We start from the raw sequence: 16,492 nt of genomic DNA, 5'->3' as shown, positions 1-16,492 counted from the left end.
GTGGCCGGCTACTCCCAGAGCGCACCGACCGGCGTATCCGGGTCATAGTGCCAGGCCATCTGCGCCTGCAGCAGTTCGGCGGTGGCCAGCGCGTCGGTGAGCGCGTGGTGGGCCTGGTAGGCCGGCAGGCCATAGCGTTCGCGGCTTGGATGCAGTCGCAGCGACGCCGGACGGCGACCGCGCAGGCGCTGATACCAGGCCGGCCGGCGGTGCAGGTAAGCCTCGATCGCCATGGTATCGATCAATGGAAACAGCAGCGGCTCGCCCAGGTAGTGGCGCGCCGCGGCATCGAGAAATTCGCGCTCAATGCGGGTGTAGTGCACCACCACCAGCCGGCCGGCGAGCCGTTCGAGCACCTCGCCGATCACTTCGTCAAAGCGCGGCGCCTCGGCCAGCGCACTGTGTGTCAGGCGATGGTGCACCACCGAGCTGCTGCTCAGCGCGCGACGCGGCCTGACCACCCGGTAGTAACCCTGGGCAACGGGAATACGGCGCATGCTGAAGGGTTGAATCCCCACGCTGACGATGCTGTGGCGACCCGGATCGAGCCCGGTGGTTTCGAAATCCAGCGCCACCAGCGGCACCTCTTCCATTGGCGTACGCGGGTCGAACGTCCCGGCGCCAAAGTAGCGCGACAGGCGCTCATCGCCGCAATTATTGTGGCGCGCGGCGAGATAGTCCGGCCACTCGGAGACCAGTCGACCCCGCCGGTACCACTGCCAGCGCCGGTAATGCTTCTGCAATCGCTGCGGCCAGTCGCGCATCAACGTCGCCGCCCCGAACTGCTCGGCATCGGATAGCGGAACTTGAGGAACTTCTGGGCGTGGCTGAGCACCTCGAAAGCGTCCTTGAGATGATGGCGCTCGCGGCTGGAGACGTTGGCGGGACGCAGTCGGTTATCCGCCTCCTCGCCCTGCTCGATGGCCAGCGCCTGGTGGCGGATGCGCACCATGGAGATGTACTCGAAGGCGTAACGCAGGCGGTCATTGACCCCTTCGGGCAGCAGCTGAGTGCGGGCAATGTCCTCCAGCCGCCGCAGCGTGCTGGAGGAGGAGGAGCCGCAGGCCAGGGCGTGGACGCGCACCAGATCGACCAGCGGCGCGGTCCCCCGGCGCTTGAGATTGATGGCATCGTTCTGCTGGCCATCCTTTTCCAGAATGAAGGTGCGAAACAGCCCGATCGGTGGCGTACGATTGAGCGCATTGCGCGCCATGGCGGCCAGAAAGCGCGGATTGCGCGGCGCCAGCTCGACGATCAGCGCCTGCAGTGCCTCGATTCTGTGCGCCTCGCCGTGGACGTGGCCGAGATCGAAAAAGATGGCGCTGTTGAGCAGCGACTCCGGATCGGGATCCTCGATCCAGTCACGAAAATAGCGCTGCCACACCGACAGCGGCTGACGCCAGCGCCGGTTGGTGGCCATCACATCGCCCTTGCACAGCGGATAGCCGCAGGCCGCCAGGCCGTCGCTGACAAATCGCGCCAGCGCCAGGAAGTACGCGTCGTGCTGCTCGGGATCGAAGCTGTCATCGAGCACCATGGCGTGGTCCTGGTCGGCGAACACGGTCTGCTCGTCGCGCGCGGTGGAACCCAGCACCATGAAACTGTAGGGCACCGGCGGCGGCCCCAGCTCGGCCTCGCCCAGCTCCAGCAGCCGACGGGCGAAACTTTTGCAGATCGCCGCCATGGTGCAGCCGACCATGGTGGCGTCGGCGCCTTCGTCCACCAGCCGCGTGAACGCCGCCGTGACATCACCGCTCAAGCGTATCAGCCCGGCCAGGCCCGGCTGATTGAAGATGGTATTGACCAGATAGAGGCTGCTGCGGGTTTCATGGCGCATGATATCACCCAGATGCAGCACCCCGATGGGACGACGCTTGTGCAGAATCGGCAGGTGCTTGATGTTGTGGTTGAGCATGGCCAGCATCGCCTCGTGCACCGACTCCTCGGAGCGGGCCGTGACCAGTTGCGTGGTCATCACCTTGGCAACCGGCACTGTGCCGTCGAGATCGTCCGCCAGCACCCGGGTACAGCAATCACGGTCGGTGACGATGCCATCCAGCCGGTGCACCACGCCATCATCGGTCGCGAAGTGGCACGGACTGTTGTCGGTGTCGTGGTCACCGCCGTTGTCGATCACCAAAACGCAGGTCACGTTTTCATCGCGCATGCGTCGTGCCACTTCGCGCATCGGCGTGTCGGCATCGACCATTACCGGGCGGCGGCGAATCAGCCGCCGCACGCGGGTGGTGCCGGTGCGGTTGTCGTGCTGGTGCTGATCGACGGTGGCCTTGAGACGTACCCCACCGGTCTCGACGAAATCAGCGAAGTCGTCGTTTTCGCCGCGCAGCGCCTCGAACAGCTCGGCGGGCACGAAGTAGATCAGGCTGTCCTCCAGCGCCCGCACCGGAAAGCGCACCCGGCGGTTGCGCATCAGATCCGAGGCGCCGAAGACATCCCCCTCCACCAGCCGGTCGAACAGCTGCCCCCCGCGGCGCGACACCTCGACGGCGCCGCTGCGGATATAGCACAGCTCGTTGATCTCCTGATCGAGCGCCAGGATATCGCTGCCGGCGCGGTAATAGCCGACCTCGACCGCGCCGGCAACGCGATCCAGCTGCTCATCGCCGAGGTATTCAAAGGGGGCGAAATGCCCCATATGCTGGCGAATCTCCAGCTGCTCGATGTCCATCGACTACCGTCCCTGCTGTCGTTCCATTCGCCGTCATGATGCGCATTACAGCGCCCGCTGACCAGTCCTGCGTGACCGCATTCAGGCTCTACCCCTCTTTGGTCGAAACAAGACCAAAGTGTGCTGCTGAGAGTAAAAGTTTCGCGCAATCATGTGGTTTGTAAAGTAGCCACCCTTCAGCCACGGAGAGCAGGGCATGTCGAATCCCGAGCGCAACGACAGCGACTGGCAGGCCGACTTCCTCGCCGACCTGCTGATCGCGCATTTCGATCTCGCCTGATCGTGCCCGGTGGCAGGAGGCGTTTTTAAAACCTCGCATCCTCTCAGGCGGGGCTTTTTTGCATTCAACTTTTGCATTCAACCACCGCTCGGTAACAACGAACCTGCTCTCGGCGCACCCTTTTAGAGCCCTCCCGGCTGGCGATGCACCCATTTCGACCCTAACCAGTGCTGCGGGAAGGCACCGCAACCGCCGTTACCTGCCGCTCGAAGTGGCACAAGGCTTGCTCATCAAATCACCGAACCTTCATTCCCGCCTTCGCCGGAGAACCAAAAATGCAACAGGGCGACTATCCATTGGCCGAAGTGCCCGCCAGCCAGCGCCGCGGCCTGCTCTCCAGCTCGCTGGTGCTGCTGGGTTTTACCCTTTTCACCGCCACCATGTGGGCCGGCGGCAGCCTGGGTACCGCCTTTCCCTTCGGCGAGCTGTTAGGGGTGATACTGATCGGCAACCTGCTGCTGGGCAGCTACGCCGCCGCGCTCGGCTGGATCGCCTGTCAAAGCGGTCTCAACACGGTGCTGATGGGGCGCTTCTGCTTTGGCGAACGAGGCAGCCACCTCGCCGACGTGATACTCGGCTTTACCCAGATCGGCTGGTACGCCTGGGGCACCGCCACCATCGCCATTGCGCTGACGCGTATCATCGGCCTGCCCGAGTGGCTGCAGATGCCGCTGATGATCCTGTTCGGTTTCGCCTTCTCACTGACCGCCATGGTGGGCTATCGCGGCCTCGAGCTGCTGTCGCGCTTCGCCGTGCCGCTGATGCTGGTGTTTATCGCGGTGAGTCTCGCCACCGGCATGGCCGAAGTGGGCGGCATCGACGGCCTGCTGGCGCGCACGCCCGAACAGCACATGAGTGTCACCGCCGCCATAACGCTGGTGATCGGCACCTTTATCAGCGGTGGCACCCAGGCCACCAACTGGAGCCGCTTCGCCCGCTCGCCGCGCGCCGCCGTCATCGCCACCCTGGCGGCCTTCTTCGTCGGCAATGGCCTGATGGTGCTGACCGGCGCAATGGGGGCGTTGATCTACCAGCAGGCGGATATCGTGGATGTGATGCTCGCCCAGGGCTTTCTGGCACTGGCGCTACTGATGCTGTTTTTCAATATCTGGACCACCCAGGACAACACCATCTACAACTTCGCCGTTGCCGGCTGTAACCTGCTGCGCACTGACCGGCGCCGAGCGGTGACGCTGGGCGGCGCGGCGATCGGCACGCTACTGGCGGTGGCGGGCATGTATGAGCTGCTGATCCCCTTTCTGGTGCTGCTGGGCACCTTTATTCCTCCCATTGGCGGCGTCATCATGGCCGACTTCTGGATAAAGCATCGCGGCCGCTACCCGGCACTGGCCGACAGCCAGCTGCCGGCCTGGAACTGGCACGGGCTGGCCGCCTACGCCTTTGGCTCCGCCGTGGCCTGGGGATCGCCACTGCTGCCGCCGGTCGCCGGCGTGCTGGCCGCCGCGCTGGGCTATGCGCTGCTGCTGAAACTGTCGCGGCGGGCGGTCGTGATGAAGACGAAATAGCATCGCGACGACTGTCTGATGGGTAGCGCCCCGGGCTGTCGCCGTTACACTATTGACCCCTGCTTATCCGCTCGGAGCCTTGCCATGCCATTGCGTCTATTTATCGCCAACAGGAATTACTCCTCCTGGTCGATGCGCCCCTGGGTGCTGATGCGGGCCCTGCAGATCGACTTCGAAGAGACGCTGGTACCCTTCGAGGGCGGTGGCGCTCAGCCCGCCTTTGCCGGCTTTTCACCCACCGCGAAGGTGCCCTGCCTGCATGACGGCGACCAGGTGATATGGGAGTCGCTGGCCATCGTCGAGTACCTCGCCGAATCGGCGCCTGCCATCTGGCCCGCCGATCCGGCCGCGCGCAGCTGGGCGCGCTCGGCCTGCGCCGAAATGCACGCCGGCTTCGCCGCCCTGCGCGATGAGTGTTCGATGAACTGCGCTCTGCGCATCGACCTCGGTACACCGAGCACGGCGCTCGAGCGCGACCTGCAGCGGCTCGACGCCCTGTGGCAGGAGGGGCTGACGCGCTTTGGCGGCCCCTGGCTGGCCGGTGAGCGCTTCAGCGCCGTGGATGCCTTCTACGCCCCGGTGGCCGTTCGCCTGCACGGCTATGGTCTGGCGCTCGGCGACGCGGCGATGGCCTACGCCGAGCGGCTGCTGGCACATCCGGCCGTGGCGCAGTGGATCGCCGCGGGTATCGCCGAGCCGTGGGTCGATGACCCCCACGAGCGCGACTGTATTCGCGACCGCCAGGTGATCGAGGACAGGCGTCGGTCAATGCCATAGGTCGCTCGGTGGCATGGATAGAGAGCCCGCGCCGATGGCATTTCAGGTGCATATTCAGTGTGCGCTCTCCTCGTGCCCGTCAGCCACATACAAGCTCTCTGCCTGAAGTTGCCACCAGCGCGTGGAAGGCACTCGCGGTCGATGAGAGGCCCTGATCCGCCCGCCTCAGGGTTCCCACCGCACGTTCGATCACGGGTTCCGAGAGCGGCAGGCAGCGCACTCCCAGCGCCTCCATCTGACCACGGCAGAGTGCGGGTACGGCGCTCACACCCAGCCCCTGGCCGACCAGTTGACCCACCGTGGTCAATTGATGGCTCTCGAATTCGACCGGCAGGGTCAATCCCCGCTGTGCCAGGTGCCGCTCCAGCATCCCTCGGACCTGAGAGGGCCGCTGCAGGGTGATGAAGGGATATTCGAGCAGCACCTCCCAGCACGTCGACGCCTGGCCGGCGAGCGGCGAGTCGGCGGGTACCGCCGCGACGAAGCGATCGCGGTAGATCGGTTCGAATGTCAGGGTCTCACTTGCCAGCGGTTCGAAAGCGATACCGAACTCGACTCGCTGTGACAGCACCATTTCCATCACCACCTCGTTGATCACATCGTGAACGGTGACGCTGATGTGTGGATAACGCTGGCGAAAGGCAGCGATCAACGGTGGTAGGCAGTTGGAGGCGAAGGATGGCATGGCGGCGATCGCCAGATGGCCCTGCTGCAGGTGAAAACGCCGACGCATGGCATCCTCGGTATCGTCCCATTCGGCCAGCAACCGACGCGCCAGCGGCAACAACAACTCCCCTTCCGGCGTCAGGCGTACCTGGCGCGTGGTACGCAGAAAGAGCGCACCGCCGAGCTGCGACTCCAGCGATTTTACTGCCAGACTCAGCGCCGACTGGGTAACATGCAGCCGTTCACAGGCCTGGGCGAAACCCAGCGTCTCCGCCACGGCGAGGAAAGCGCGCAGTTGCTTGACCGTCATTGACACCCCTATTGATAAAATAAACTCAACAATATAACGATAAAATAAATTTAATAAATCGTCTGCAGTGCGTCATAGTCCAGGCAAGGTCCAATGGAGATGCGTCATGGCAGGCAGAGGAAAACATTTCGCAAGCGCACAGGCTGCACTTGACGGCCTGGTCGAAGACGGTATGACACTCGCCGTCGGCGGCTTCGGTCTTTGCGGCATTCCCGAGGCGCTGATCAGCGCCCTGCGCGACACCGGAAAGCGCAACCTGAGCGTGGCGAGCAACAACGCCGGCATCGACGGTTTCGGCCTCGGCCTGCTGCTCGAATCACGTCAGATCAGAAAGATGATCTCCTCCTACGTGGGCGAGAACAAGGAGTTCGAGCGTCAGTATCTCTCCGGCGAACTCGAACTCGAATTCTGCCCCCAGGGCACGCTGGCCGAACGCCTGCGCGCCGGCGGGGCCGGCATCGCTGCCTTCTATACCAGAACCGGTTACGGCACCAGGATCGCCGAAGGCAAGGAAATCCGCGCCTTCAATGGCGAACATTACGTGATGGAGCATGGCCTGCCGGTCGACATCGCCCTGATCAAGGGCCACGTCGCCGACGGCGCGGGTAACATCCGCTTCAACAAGACCGCCCGTAACTTCAACCCGCTTGCCGCCATGGCAGGCAGGGTCTGCGTCGCTGAAGTCGAGGAGATCGTCGAGACCGGCGCCCTCGATCCCGACGACATCCATCTCCCCGGTATTTTCGTGCACCGCATCGTCCACAATCCGCATCCGCAAAAACGCATCGAGAAGCGCACTCTTCGGGAGGGCAACTGACATGGCCTGGAGCAAGGAACAGATGGCCGAGCGCGCCGCAGGCGAGCTACGCGACGGTTTCTACGTCAACCTCGGTATCGGCCAGCCCACCCTGGTGGCGAACTATATTCCCGAGGGCATGGAGGTCTGGCTGCAGTCGGAAAACGGCCTGCTCGGTATCGGTCCCTTTCCCACCGAGGAGACTGTCGACCCCGACCTGATCAACGCCGGCAAGCAGACGGTCACCGCCCTGCCCGGCTCGAGTTACTTCGACAACGCCGAATCCTTCGCCATGATCCGCGGCGGCAAGATCAATCTGGCCATTCTCGGCGCGATGCAGGTCTCCGCACGCGGCGATCTGGCCAACTGGATGATTCCCGGCAAGATGGTCAAGGGCATGGGCGGCGCCATGGATCTGGTCGCCGGGGTTCAGCGCGTGGTGGTGCTGATGAGCCATACCGCCAGGGGCGAGCACAAGATTCTCGATGCGTGCAGCCTGCCACTGACCGGTGTCGGGGTGGTCGATCGCATCATCACCGATCTCGGCGTAATGGACGTCACCGAGGCGGGCCTTGCGCTGGTCGAACTGGCGCCTGAAGTCACACTACAGGAGATCCGCGAGGCCACCGGTTGTGCCCTGCTGGATCAACGGGAGAGCGCACATGTCTGATCGCGATGTGGTCATCGTTGCCGCCACGCGCACACCCATCGGCACCTTTCAGGGCAGCCTGGCCGGGATACCCGCGACCGGCCTTGGCGCCGCCGTGATTCGCCGTGTGATCGAGAACATCGACCCGGCAAGCGTCGACGAAGTGATCATGGGTCACGTACTGCGCGCCGGACTCGGCCAGAACACCGCGCGTCAGGCATCGATCGAGGCAGGGCTGCCCCACGGCGTACCGGCCATGACCGTCGACAAGGTGTGCGGCTCGGGGCTCAGGGCGGTACAGCTGGCGGTTCAGGCGATTCGCTGCGGCGACGCCGATGTCATCGTCGCCGGCGGCATGGAGAGCATGAGCAGGGCACCCCATGTGCTACCCGGAGTGCGCACCGGGCTGCGCATGGGTCACGCCGAACTGCTCGACAGCATGATTGTTGATGGACTGTGGGACGCCTTCAACGACTACCACATGGGCATTACCGCCGAAAATCTGGCCAGACAATACGGTATCAGCCGCGAGGCCCAGGACGCCTACGCTGTCGAATCCCAGCGCCGTGCCGTCGAGGCTCGCGACACAGGGCGCTTCGATGCCGAGATCACGGCGATCAGTGTTCCTCGGCGGCGCGGCGACGATGTCATTGTGCACCGCGATGAGCAGCCTCGTGACGGCGTGACCGCCGAATCACTGGCCCAACTCCGGCCCGCCTTTGACAGCAGCGGCACCGTGACTGCGGGCAACGCCTCCTCGGTCAACGACGGCGCCAGCGCGCTGCTGGTCATGAGTTCCGCACGCGCAGGCCAACTCGGCCTGCCGGTGTTGGCGACGATCCGCGCCTGCGCGAACGCAGGCATCGACCCCGCCGTCATGGGGCTGGGTCCGGTACCGGCGACCAGACGCTGTCTGGAGCGCGCCGGCTGGTCGCTGGATCAGCTCGATCTGATCGAGGCCAATGAAGCCTTCGCGGCGCAGACACTGGCTGTGGCCAGCGATCTCGGCTGGCGTGCCGACAGGGTCAACGTCAACGGCGGTGCCATCGCACTGGGCCATCCGATCGGCGCCTCGGGTGCGAGGATTCTGGTCACCCTGCTGCACGAGATGCAGCGCCGCGAGGTCCAGCGTGGCCTGGCGACACTCTGCATCGGCGGTGGTCAGGGCGTCGCCATGGCCGTCGAGCGCGCCTGAAAAAACCTGGCCGGCAGCACAGGTGGTGCGTTCGGCCTGACGCGGAAACCGCTGCAGCGGTCAGCGGTGCCGCCCGGATGATCGACCCGGGCGGAATAAAGAGTGGGCCGGAAAAGGAGTTTCCCGAGACGGCTGACCTTCTGAAAGGTCTACGGATCAAAGCATTCAGATTCGACAATGGTGGACTCATCACCGCACGGAAAATTCATTAATCTTCGTCTTGTAGAAACTCGAGGAGCACCGACAAAATGCTGCAAAAAATCTCGCGCCCCGCAGTAAAACTGGTTGAGCGTTATTTGCCGGATCCTTATATTTTCGTGCTTTTGCTGACAATCATTGCTGCTCTGGCGGCCATGTTGTTTGAGCAGCAATCTCCTCTGGCAGTCATACGCTACTGGGGTGATGGCTTCTGGGGATTACTGTCGTTTTCCATGCAGATGTTACTGGTTCTGATTACCGGTTTCATGCTGGCCAGTTCGCCACCGGTCAAGCGCCTGCTCGATCAACTTGCCGGATTGGCACGCTCGCCTGCTGGCGCGATTATACTGGTGACACTGGTGTCGCTCACTGCCAGCTGGATCAACTGGGGCTTCGGTCTGGTCATCGGCGCTCTGTTTGCCAAGGCATTGGCGCGCCGCGTGCGGGTTGATTACCGCCTTTTGATCGCCAGTGCCTATTCAGGCTTTGTGGTATGGCATGGTGGCCTGTCCGGTTCCATCCCCCTTACCATCGCGACTCCGGGCCACTTCACCGAGAATCAAATTGGTATTATCCCGACCTCTCAAACGATTTTCTCGGTTTATAATCTACTGATCGTAGCGTCTCTTTTCGTGATCATGCCACTTGTTAATCGCTGGATGCTACCTGATGAGAAAGCGAGTGTGTATGTCGATCCGGCGCAAATTTCCGAACCAGACAGCACCCATTCCAATGACGTAAAGCGCCCTGCTGAGCGGCTCGAAAACAGTACTCTATTATCCTGGCTGGTGGGGATTCCAGGACTTCTTTACCTGGCCCACTATTTTTTTGTCGCTGGCGGTGGACTCAATCTTAATAGTGTCAACTTCCTGTTTTTATCGCTGGCAATCGTGTTTCATCGCACCCCACGTAGTTTGTTAGTGAGTTTGAACGAGGCGGTCAAGGGCGGCGCCGGCATCATCATCCAGTTTCCCTTCTATGCCGGCATTATGGGCATCATGATGCACTCCGGGCTTGCAGAATCGCTCTCCGAATTATTCGCCTCCATCGCCAATGCCGATACGCTGCCGTTCTGGTCCTTCATCAGTGCGGGCATTGTCAACCTGTTTGTGCCCTCCGGCGGTGGTCAGTGGGCCGTACAGGCGCCGGTAATGCTGCCGGCAGCCGAGGCGTTGGGTGCCGACGTTGCGAAAGTGGCGATGGGCGTTGCCTGGGGAGACGCCTGGACCAATCTGCTACAGCCGTTCTGGGCGCTGCCGGTGCTTGCCATTGCCGGTCTCAACGCCCGGGATATCATGGGCTTCTGTCTGATTCAGCTGGTGGTGACCGGTGTCATCATCAGTCTGGGGCTCAGCTTTTTTTAACGCTCGGTCTGGAAAGTTCTGCTGTGCCATAACCTGTTGGCGAGGCCGTATTGAAAATCGGCAGCATCGAGCCGGAGCATCCCTTGTCGATGGCGCCCTCGAGATCCGGCCAGTGACGCCAACGCTCAAGCCGCTCTGCCGCACTCAACTCCGGTGGCGAAAGCGCCGCTGATAGCCCGGCTCGTAGAGGGCGCTGTCGCGAAAATCGCCCTCGCCCAGCGCCGGGCCGACCAGCACCAGCGCACTGCGTTCGATTGGATCGGCCGCCAGCCGGGCGACGATATCGCCCAGCCGGCCGCGCAGCAGGCGCTCCTCCGGCCAGCTGGCGCGCCACACCACCGCGACCGGGCAGTCGGCGCCGTAAAAGGGCGTCAGCCGCGCGACGATCTCCTCGAGGCGGTGAATGGCAAGGTGGATCGCCAGCGTCGCGCCGCTGGTGGCGAAGGTCTCCAGCCGCTCGGCGTCGGGCATTTTCGAGGCACGCCCGGAAAGCCGGGTCAGCACCAGGCTTTGGGCGACTTCCGGCAGCGTCAGTTCCTGCTCCAGCGCCGCCGCCGCGGCGGAGAAGGCCGGCACGCCAGGGGTCAGGGTGAAGGGAATACCGCGCGCGCGCAGTCGGCGCAGCTGCTCGGCCAGCGCGCTGTAGACCGACAGATCGCCGGAGTGCAGCCGCGCCACCTCCTGCCCCGCCTCGAAAGCGCGGACATACGCCGCTTCGATGGCGTCGAGATCGAGCGGCGCGGTATCGATGCATTGCGCATCGCGCGGACAGTGCTCCAGCAGCGCCGCGTGCACCGTCGAACCGGCGTAGAGACAGACCGGGCAGCGCGCCAGCAGCCGCTGGCCGCGCAGGGTGATCAGATCCGGCGCGCCGGGGCCGGCGCCAATGAAGTGCACCGTCATGCCTCACCCCGGAAATCATGAGGCTTGTGCCAGCACCACTGGGTCAGAGTGCGGGAAGGCGTCCAGCCGGTCATGCCGCCCAGCGGTGCCGTATGTTCGAGACTCAGGCGGGTCAGTTCGCCGCCCAGCAGGCGCTGGCACTCACCCAGCGCCAGCTCGCTCTCCAGCGTCACCGCATTGGCCACCAGCCGGCCGCCGGGAGCGAGCGCGTCGAAGCAGCGCGCCATCAGCGTCATGTCGCTCACCCCGCCGCCGATAAAGATGGCGTGCGGCGCCTCGAGCCCCGCCAGCGCCTGCGGCGCTTCGCCCTCGACCACCGTCAGCCGCGGCACGCCAAAGCGCTCGGCGTTGCGTTGGATACGGGCACAGCGCTCGGCGTCGCGCTCGATCGCCACCGCCGCCAGGCGTTCGTCGCTCAGCAACCACTCGATGGCTATCGAGCCGGCGCCGGCGCCCACATCCCACAGGCGCTCGCCGGGGCGCGGCGACAGTCGCCCCAGCGTCATCGCCCGCACGTCGCGACGGGTGATCTGGCCGTCGTGTTCGAACAGCGTCTCGGCCCGGCCGGGGCAGAGGCTACCGACCGCATCACCGCCGCCCTGTACCACCTCGATCGCCACCGTGTTCAGAGCGTGAAAGGCCATCTCGGTGGCGCTCAGCTCATCGGCAGTGAAGTGGCTCAGACGTTCACTGTCGCCACCCAGCGCCTCCAGTACCGTTACCCGGCTGGCGCCCATGCCGCGCGCGGCCAGCAGGCGAGCGATCTGCGGCGGCGATTCGGCGCCGTCGGTCAGCGCCAGCAGCCGCACACCGTTGTGCAGCGAGGCATTGAGCGCGGAGAACGCCCGGCCGTGCAGCGACACCAGCCGGGTCGTCTGCTGCGCCCAGCCCAGCCGCGCGCAGGCCAGCGCAAAGCTCGAACAGGCCGGCAGCACCCGCATCTCGCCGGCGTCGATCCGCGCCGCCAGGGTCGTGCCCACGCCGTAGTGAAAGGGGTCGCCGGAGGCCAGCACGCAGACTCGCCGCCCGCGCAGCGTGAGCAGCCGCTCGATGCCCTCATGCAGGGGTGACGGCCAGGCCATCGCCTCGCCACGGATCAGCGCTGTCGCCAACGCCAGATGGCGCGTACCGCCGAACACGAACTCGGCGTCGGCGACCGCCGCGCGCGCCGCCTCGCCCAATCCGGCCACGCCATCTTCTCCGATGCCGACCAGCGTCAGCCAGGCCGCTGTGCTTCGCTCCTCGCTCTCCATTACCCGCTTCCCGATCCGATATTTACCGCCATGATACCAGCCGCCGCCGGCGGCCCTGTTATAGTAATGGCCCACACCGCCGGAGCCTGTCATGTCCGCGATCAACGTCCTGCTGCTGGGCGGCACGCTGGAAGCGCGGCGGCTGGCCACCGCCCTTCAGCGGCAGCCCGATATCGCCGTCATTCTGTCGCTGGCCGGACGCACCCGGTCACCGCTCGACGCCGGCGTGCCGACCCGCCGCGGCGGCTTCGGCGGCGCTACGGGGCTTGCCGACTACCTCGTCAGCCAGCGCATCGGTGCCCTGATCGTCGCCACCCATCCGTTCGCGGCGCGCATCGCCCACAATGCCGCCGCCGCCGCCGCACAGGCCGGCGTGGCGATTATGCAGCTGCTCCGCCCCGAATGGCCGCGTCATCCGCGGGATCGCTGGATCGAGTGCGACCGCCCCGAGCAGGCACCGCCGCTGCTGGGCGAAGCCCCGCGCCGGGTGCTGCTCAGCTTCGGACGCGAGCAGGCGGCGCTGTTCGAGACTGCGCCATGGCATCACTATCTGATCCGCAGCATCGACCCCATCGCCCCGCCGCTCGACCTGCCCCATGTGGACAATCTGATCGCCCGTGGCCCTTTCTCCCTTGAAAACGAGCGTCGACTGCTGCGCGAGCGGCGCATCGAGATGCTGGTGACCAAACACAGTGGCGGCGCGGCCACCGCCCCCAAGCTGCAGGCGGCGCGGGAACTGGGCGTGGCAGTGATCATGATTCGCCGCCCGCCGCTGCCTGCCCTGCCGGCGATAGACAGCTCGAGGGAGAATTGCCATTACAAAGTGCTGGCCTGGCTGCGTCGAAGCGAGTCGTTGTGAAGGGAAAGTGGAATAGCGAAACAGCAGGGGCCAGAAGTGCGTTTCAAAACCGGGTTTTGCCCCCGAGAGCAGGTTGTCACAAAGGCGCCGTGAATCCTTTCTGGCGGTGATAGCCCTCTGCTTCAACCGGCTCTCGGCCCACGGTGGTCATGGGCGTATCCGGAAACATCCTCAGGATATACAGGCGGCGGTTCAGGCGCCGCCAGTCAGGCGAATGATGGCAAATACCAAAGCTGCCACAGCGATGATGGTGCCGACGTTCCATTTGATAATACTGGCTTCCGATTTTGCCAGATCCTCTCGTGTCGCCATCGTTTCACGAATGATGCTGACTTCCTGCTCAAGATGGCGTATGCGCTGATCCATATCGGGTGGCTCCCCGCCAGAGTCGAGCGGCCTGAGGCTGCGTACATTATCCTTCGCCATCATCATCGCTCTTGTTGGCAAAAAAATCGAATACTTCGAAATCGCGAAAATAGCGGATATATCCGCAATTCAGACAGACCTGCGGGAACTGACCATATCCGAGAGAGGTGTTACCTGCCAGCACCTGCTGCACCCTCACCGCCGGCGCGTTCTCACCCAGAGTGCCGTCCGGGTCATGGACTGCGTGGCTCATACGACGCTGATGGCAGGCCGGACACTCCGCTGCAATGCCTTTTGCCTGAAGGAATTCGAAGAACCGAGCACCTGTAACTTCCGGAAACCCGCTACTCATATTGCGCTCCATGTCGTCTGCAAACCAGCATAAAGAAAAAGCTGATGCGATACATCAGTGCAACTCCCCCGGCTCGAACCCCGGCGCATAGCGTGGCGTATAGATCAGCGGCGGCTGCTTCGTGCGCTTGATGACGCGGGTCTGCTCGCTGCCGATGATCACCAGCGTGGCCATATTGGCCTGATCGGCGCTGGCGCGCGCCAGCGTGGTGTTGACGACGCTCTGATTGCGCCGCCCGGCGGCGTGGGCAAACACTACCACGGTGCCGCCGGGCAGATAGTCGCGCAGCCGCTCCAGCGCCTCGCCCAGCTGCCAGGGGCGCGCCTTCGAGATGGGGTTGTAGAGCGCCATCACCAGTCCCGCCTCGGCGGCCAGGGTCAGGCGACGCTCGATGGTCGACCAGGGCTTGAGGTTGTCAGAAAGTGAAATGGCGCAGAAATCATGGCCCAGCGGCGCGCCGCAGGCGGCGGCGGCGGCCAGCATGGCGCTGACGCCGGGGATGATCTCCACTGCCAGCTGGCGAAACGATTTCGGCCCGCGCTCGATCTGCTCGCATACCGCGGCGGCCATGGCGAATACGCCGGGATCACCACCGGAGAGCACCGCCACGCATTCGCCACCGGCGGCGCGCTCCAGCGCCTCGCGGGCACGCTCGCCCTCCTCGCGGTTGTCGGACGCCACCCGGCGCGGGTCGTCGGCCCCCAGCACACGGTCGAGATAGGGACCATAGCCGTAGAAACAGTCGGCGCGCTCCAGCGCCTCCACCGCCTGGACCGTCATGCCGGGCACTTCGCCGGGGCCCAGGCCGATAACCATCAGTCTGCCGCTCATGTCGCGCTCGCTTTTGCCATGGCGCCCGCGGGCCGGACAGCGCCGGCCCAGCCCGGCACCAGCACGATGGAAAAATAGGGCGCAGGGGCGTCGTCACGCTCGCCCAGCGCCAGGATATGTTCGCCGGCCATGGTGGCGCGCTCGACGTAGAGCGCTCGCGCCAGCTGACCGGTGCGCGCCAGCGCCGCACGGATGCGCGGCAGATTGCGCCCCACTTTCATGATCACCGCCGCCTCGCAGCGCGACAGACGATCCACCAGCTGCGCTTCATCGAGCGTGCCGGGCAGAATGGTCATGACATCGTCGCCCTGGCAGATCGGCACCCCGGCCCGCGACCAGCTACCCGCCATGCCGGAAATACCCGGAATCACCTCGACCGTGAAACGCTCGCGCAGACGCACATGCAGATGCATCCAGGAACCGAAAAAGAGCGGATCGCCCTCGGCCAGCACCGCCACCTCATGCCCGGCGTCCAGTTCGGCGGCCAGCCGTTCGGCGCAGTCGGCGTAGAAGTCGGCAATCATCGCGCGATAGGCGTCGGAGTGGCGGTGCAGCTCGGTGGTCACAGGGTAGTAGAGCGCCAGTTCACGCCGACCGTCGTGCAGATAGTCGGCCACCACCCGGCGCGCGTTGCTGTGGCGACCGGCCTTGGCGAACCACACCACGACATCGGCGCGCTCGATCGCCCGCGCCGCCTTGAGGGTCAGAAGTTCGGGATCGCCGGGGCCGACGCCCACGCCGAACAGTCGACCCGGTCGACGCTCGCCGGGCGCGTTCGAGGAAAGATCAGAGGCCATGCGCATCACAGCCGGTCGCTGGCCAGCGCATTGACGGTGGCGGAAGCAATGGCACTGCCGCCCATGCGTCCACGCACGGTAATGAAGGGGATATCGAGGCCGGCGTCGATCAGCGCCTGCTTGGACTCCACCGCCCCCACGAAACCCACCGGTACGCCGACGATCGCCGCCGGGCGCGGGGCGCCTTCATGGAGCAGATCGAGCAGGTGAAAAAGCGCGGTGGGGGCGTTACCGATCACCACCAGCGCGCCCTCGAGCCGCTCGCCCCAGAGTTCGACCGCGGCCGCCGTGCGGGTGTTGCCGATGCGCTCGGCGAGTGCCGGGGTGCGTGCATCGTGCAGGGTGCAGAGCACTTCATTATGGGCCGGCAGGCGCGCCCGGGTCACGCCGCGCTCGACCATGCCGGCGTCGCACAGGATCGGCGCCCCCGCCAGAAGCGCCTTGCGCGCCCTGGTGAGATCGCCACCGAAAACGATCTGCTCGGCAAGCGCCACCACACCACAGGCGTGGATCATGCGCACCGCGACCTCCGCCTCCAGCGGCGTAAAGCGCGCCAGCGCCGCCTCGTCGCGGATGATGGCGAAAGACTGGCGATAGATCGCCTGACCGTCGTGCTCGTAGTCGTAGCGCGACGGCCGGTAAGCGGGGTCGCGCGTATCGCTTGTCATGTCGTTCTCCCTG

Annotated in this window: 17 protein-coding genes; 7 read left to right on the top strand and 10 right to left on the bottom strand. The window is 64.8% G+C overall.

All coding sequences use genetic code 11. The features are described 5' to 3' along the window. Window positions 1-8: 8 nt before the first annotated feature. The gene (locus H146_RS0106960; RefSeq protein ID WP_019951153.1) at window positions 9-764 is read right to left on the bottom strand and encodes a 3'-5' exonuclease; all 756 of its coding nucleotides are present in this window, start codon (window positions 762-764) and stop codon (window positions 9-11) included. Next, window positions 764-2,689 carry a putative nucleotidyltransferase substrate binding domain-containing protein gene (locus H146_RS0106955; RefSeq protein WP_019951152.1) on the bottom strand — a complete coding sequence of 642 codons (1,926 nt, stop codon included), beginning with the start codon at window positions 2,687-2,689 and terminating at the stop codon, window positions 764-766. The genes H146_RS0106960 and H146_RS0106955 overlap by 1 nt, the downstream gene beginning before the upstream one ends. Window positions 2,690-3,244: 555 nt before the next feature. Between H146_RS0106955 and codB the strand changes: the two genes are divergently transcribed. Together codB and H146_RS0106940 are read left to right on the top strand one after the other, a co-directional pair. Then, window positions 3,245-4,495, top strand: a complete 1,251-nt coding sequence (gene codB / locus H146_RS0106945; protein WP_019951151.1) for a cytosine permease — start codon at window positions 3,245-3,247, stop codon at window positions 4,493-4,495. Between the two features lie 84 nt (window positions 4,496-4,579). Then, a complete protein-coding gene (locus tag H146_RS0106940; RefSeq protein ID WP_033195523.1) occupies window positions 4,580-5,272 on the top strand; it encodes a glutathione S-transferase family protein in 693 nt (230 codons plus the stop codon). Between the two features lie 79 nt (window positions 5,273-5,351). Here H146_RS0106940 and H146_RS0106935 read toward each other — a convergent pair whose 3' ends face one another. After that, window positions 5,352-6,248 (bottom strand): LysR family transcriptional regulator, encoded by an 897-nt coding sequence (locus H146_RS0106935; RefSeq protein WP_019951149.1) that lies wholly within the window; start codon window positions 6,246-6,248, stop codon window positions 5,352-5,354. Between the two features lie 106 nt (window positions 6,249-6,354). Between H146_RS0106935 and H146_RS0106930 the strand changes: the two genes are divergently transcribed. The 4 genes from H146_RS0106930 to H146_RS0106915 all read left to right on the top strand — a co-directional run bounded on the left by H146_RS0106930 (window position 6,355) and on the right by H146_RS0106915 (window position 10,450). Beyond that, a complete protein-coding gene (locus H146_RS0106930; RefSeq protein WP_019951148.1) occupies window positions 6,355-7,065 on the top strand; it encodes a CoA transferase subunit A in 711 nt (236 codons plus the stop codon). 1 nt (window position 7,066) lies between these two features. Then, a complete protein-coding gene (locus tag H146_RS0106925) occupies window positions 7,067-7,714 on the top strand; it encodes a 3-oxoacid CoA-transferase subunit B (protein ID WP_019951147.1) in 648 nt (215 codons plus the stop codon). Then, on the top strand, window positions 7,707-8,888 hold the full coding sequence (locus H146_RS0106920; protein ID WP_019951146.1) for an acetyl-CoA C-acetyltransferase: 1,182 nt from the start codon (window positions 7,707-7,709) through the stop codon (window positions 8,886-8,888). The genes H146_RS0106925 and H146_RS0106920 overlap by 8 nt, the downstream gene beginning before the upstream one ends. A gap of 248 nt (window positions 8,889-9,136) precedes the next feature. Beyond that, complete coding sequence (locus H146_RS0106915) at window positions 9,137-10,450, top strand: short-chain fatty acid transporter (RefSeq protein WP_019951145.1); 1,314 nt, start codon at window positions 9,137-9,139, stop codon at window positions 10,448-10,450. Between the two features lie 144 nt (window positions 10,451-10,594). On the opposite strand, the gene cobM is transcribed toward H146_RS0106915, so the two are convergent. Continuing rightward, window positions 10,595-11,353: a precorrin-4 C(11)-methyltransferase gene (gene cobM, locus H146_RS0106910; protein ID WP_019951144.1), complete on the bottom strand. Its 759-nt coding sequence runs from the start codon at window positions 11,351-11,353 to the stop codon at window positions 10,595-10,597. Beyond that, a complete protein-coding gene (gene cbiE, locus H146_RS0106905; RefSeq protein ID WP_245558697.1) occupies window positions 11,350-12,699 on the bottom strand; it encodes a precorrin-6y C5,15-methyltransferase (decarboxylating) subunit CbiE in 1,350 nt (449 codons plus the stop codon). The genes cobM and cbiE overlap by 4 nt, the downstream gene beginning before the upstream one ends. Between cbiE and H146_RS0106900 the strand changes: the two genes are divergently transcribed. After that, entirely contained in the window at window positions 12,698-13,465 is a 768-nt protein-coding gene (locus tag H146_RS0106900) for a cobalt-precorrin-6A reductase (protein ID WP_019951142.1), read from the top strand. The genes cbiE and H146_RS0106900 overlap by 2 nt on opposite strands. A gap of 192 nt (window positions 13,466-13,657) precedes the next feature. Here the strand turns inward: H146_RS0106900 and H146_RS21300 are convergent, their stop codons facing one another. From H146_RS21300 to H146_RS0106875, 5 genes are read right to left on the bottom strand one after another with little or no spacing between them, the layout of a single operon-like run. Then, window positions 13,658-13,831 (bottom strand): hypothetical protein, encoded by a 174-nt coding sequence (locus H146_RS21300; protein ID WP_019951141.1) that lies wholly within the window; start codon window positions 13,829-13,831, stop codon window positions 13,658-13,660. 46 nt (window positions 13,832-13,877) lie between these two features. After that, window positions 13,878-14,183 carry a hypothetical protein gene (locus H146_RS0106890; protein WP_156826731.1) on the bottom strand — a complete coding sequence of 102 codons (306 nt, stop codon included), beginning with the start codon at window positions 14,181-14,183 and terminating at the stop codon, window positions 13,878-13,880. 54 nt (window positions 14,184-14,237) lie between these two features. Further along, window positions 14,238-15,014, bottom strand: a complete 777-nt coding sequence (cobJ, locus tag H146_RS0106885) for a precorrin-3B C(17)-methyltransferase (RefSeq protein WP_019951139.1) — start codon at window positions 15,012-15,014, stop codon at window positions 14,238-14,240. Beyond that, entirely contained in the window at window positions 15,011-15,811 is an 801-nt protein-coding gene (locus H146_RS0106880; RefSeq protein WP_156826730.1) for a precorrin-2 C(20)-methyltransferase, read from the bottom strand. Before H146_RS0106880 ends, cobJ begins: the two co-directional genes overlap by 4 nt. Before the next feature lie 5 nt (window positions 15,812-15,816). Beyond that, window positions 15,817-16,479: a precorrin-8X methylmutase gene (locus H146_RS0106875; RefSeq protein ID WP_019951137.1), complete on the bottom strand. Its 663-nt coding sequence runs from the start codon at window positions 16,477-16,479 to the stop codon at window positions 15,817-15,819. Between the last annotated feature and the right edge of the window lie 13 nt (window positions 16,480-16,492).

The sequence above is a fragment of the Kushneria aurantia DSM 21353 genome (assembly GCF_000382245.1).
GTDB classification, from domain to species: Bacteria; Pseudomonadota; Gammaproteobacteria; order Pseudomonadales; family Halomonadaceae; genus Kushneria; species Kushneria aurantia.
This window is presented reverse-complemented; position numbering and strand designations above follow the sequence as displayed.

Coding starts and splice junctions, on each gene's coding strand:
- H146_RS0106960 (WP_019951153.1), bottom strand. CDS start 764: ATGCGCGACTGGCCGCAGCGATTGCAGAAGCATTACCGGCGCTGGCAG.
- H146_RS0106955 (WP_019951152.1), bottom strand. CDS start 2,689: ATGGACATCGAGCAGCTGGAGATTCGCCAGCATATGGGGCATTTCGCC.
- codB (WP_019951151.1), top strand. CDS start 3,245: ATGCAACAGGGCGACTATCCATTGGCCGAAGTGCCCGCCAGCCAGCGC.
- H146_RS0106940 (WP_033195523.1), top strand. CDS start 4,580: ATGCCATTGCGTCTATTTATCGCCAACAGGAATTACTCCTCCTGGTCG.
- H146_RS0106935 (WP_019951149.1), bottom strand. CDS start 6,248: ATGACGGTCAAGCAACTGCGCGCTTTCCTCGCCGTGGCGGAGACGCTG.
- H146_RS0106930 (WP_019951148.1), top strand. CDS start 6,355: ATGGCAGGCAGAGGAAAACATTTCGCAAGCGCACAGGCTGCACTTGAC.
- H146_RS0106925 (WP_019951147.1), top strand. CDS start 7,067: ATGGCCTGGAGCAAGGAACAGATGGCCGAGCGCGCCGCAGGCGAGCTA.
- H146_RS0106920 (WP_019951146.1), top strand. CDS start 7,707: ATGTCTGATCGCGATGTGGTCATCGTTGCCGCCACGCGCACACCCATC.
- H146_RS0106915 (WP_019951145.1), top strand. CDS start 9,137: ATGCTGCAAAAAATCTCGCGCCCCGCAGTAAAACTGGTTGAGCGTTAT.
- cobM (WP_019951144.1), bottom strand. CDS start 11,353: ATGACGGTGCACTTCATTGGCGCCGGCCCCGGCGCGCCGGATCTGATC.
- H146_RS0106900 (WP_019951142.1), top strand. CDS start 12,698: ATGTCCGCGATCAACGTCCTGCTGCTGGGCGGCACGCTGGAAGCGCGG.
- cbiE (WP_245558697.1), bottom strand. CDS start 12,699: ATGACAGGCTCCGGCGGTGTGGGCCATTACTATAACAGGGCCGCCGGC.
- H146_RS21300 (WP_019951141.1), bottom strand. CDS start 13,831: ATGGATCAGCGCATACGCCATCTTGAGCAGGAAGTCAGCATCATTCGT.
- H146_RS0106890 (WP_156826731.1), bottom strand. CDS start 14,183: ATGAGTAGCGGGTTTCCGGAAGTTACAGGTGCTCGGTTCTTCGAATTC.
- cobJ (WP_019951139.1), bottom strand. CDS start 15,014: ATGAGCGGCAGACTGATGGTTATCGGCCTGGGCCCCGGCGAAGTGCCC.
- H146_RS0106880 (WP_156826730.1), bottom strand. CDS start 15,811: ATGGCCTCTGATCTTTCCTCGAACGCGCCCGGCGAGCGTCGACCGGGT.
- H146_RS0106875 (WP_019951137.1), bottom strand. CDS start 16,479: ATGACAAGCGATACGCGCGACCCCGCTTACCGGCCGTCGCGCTACGAC.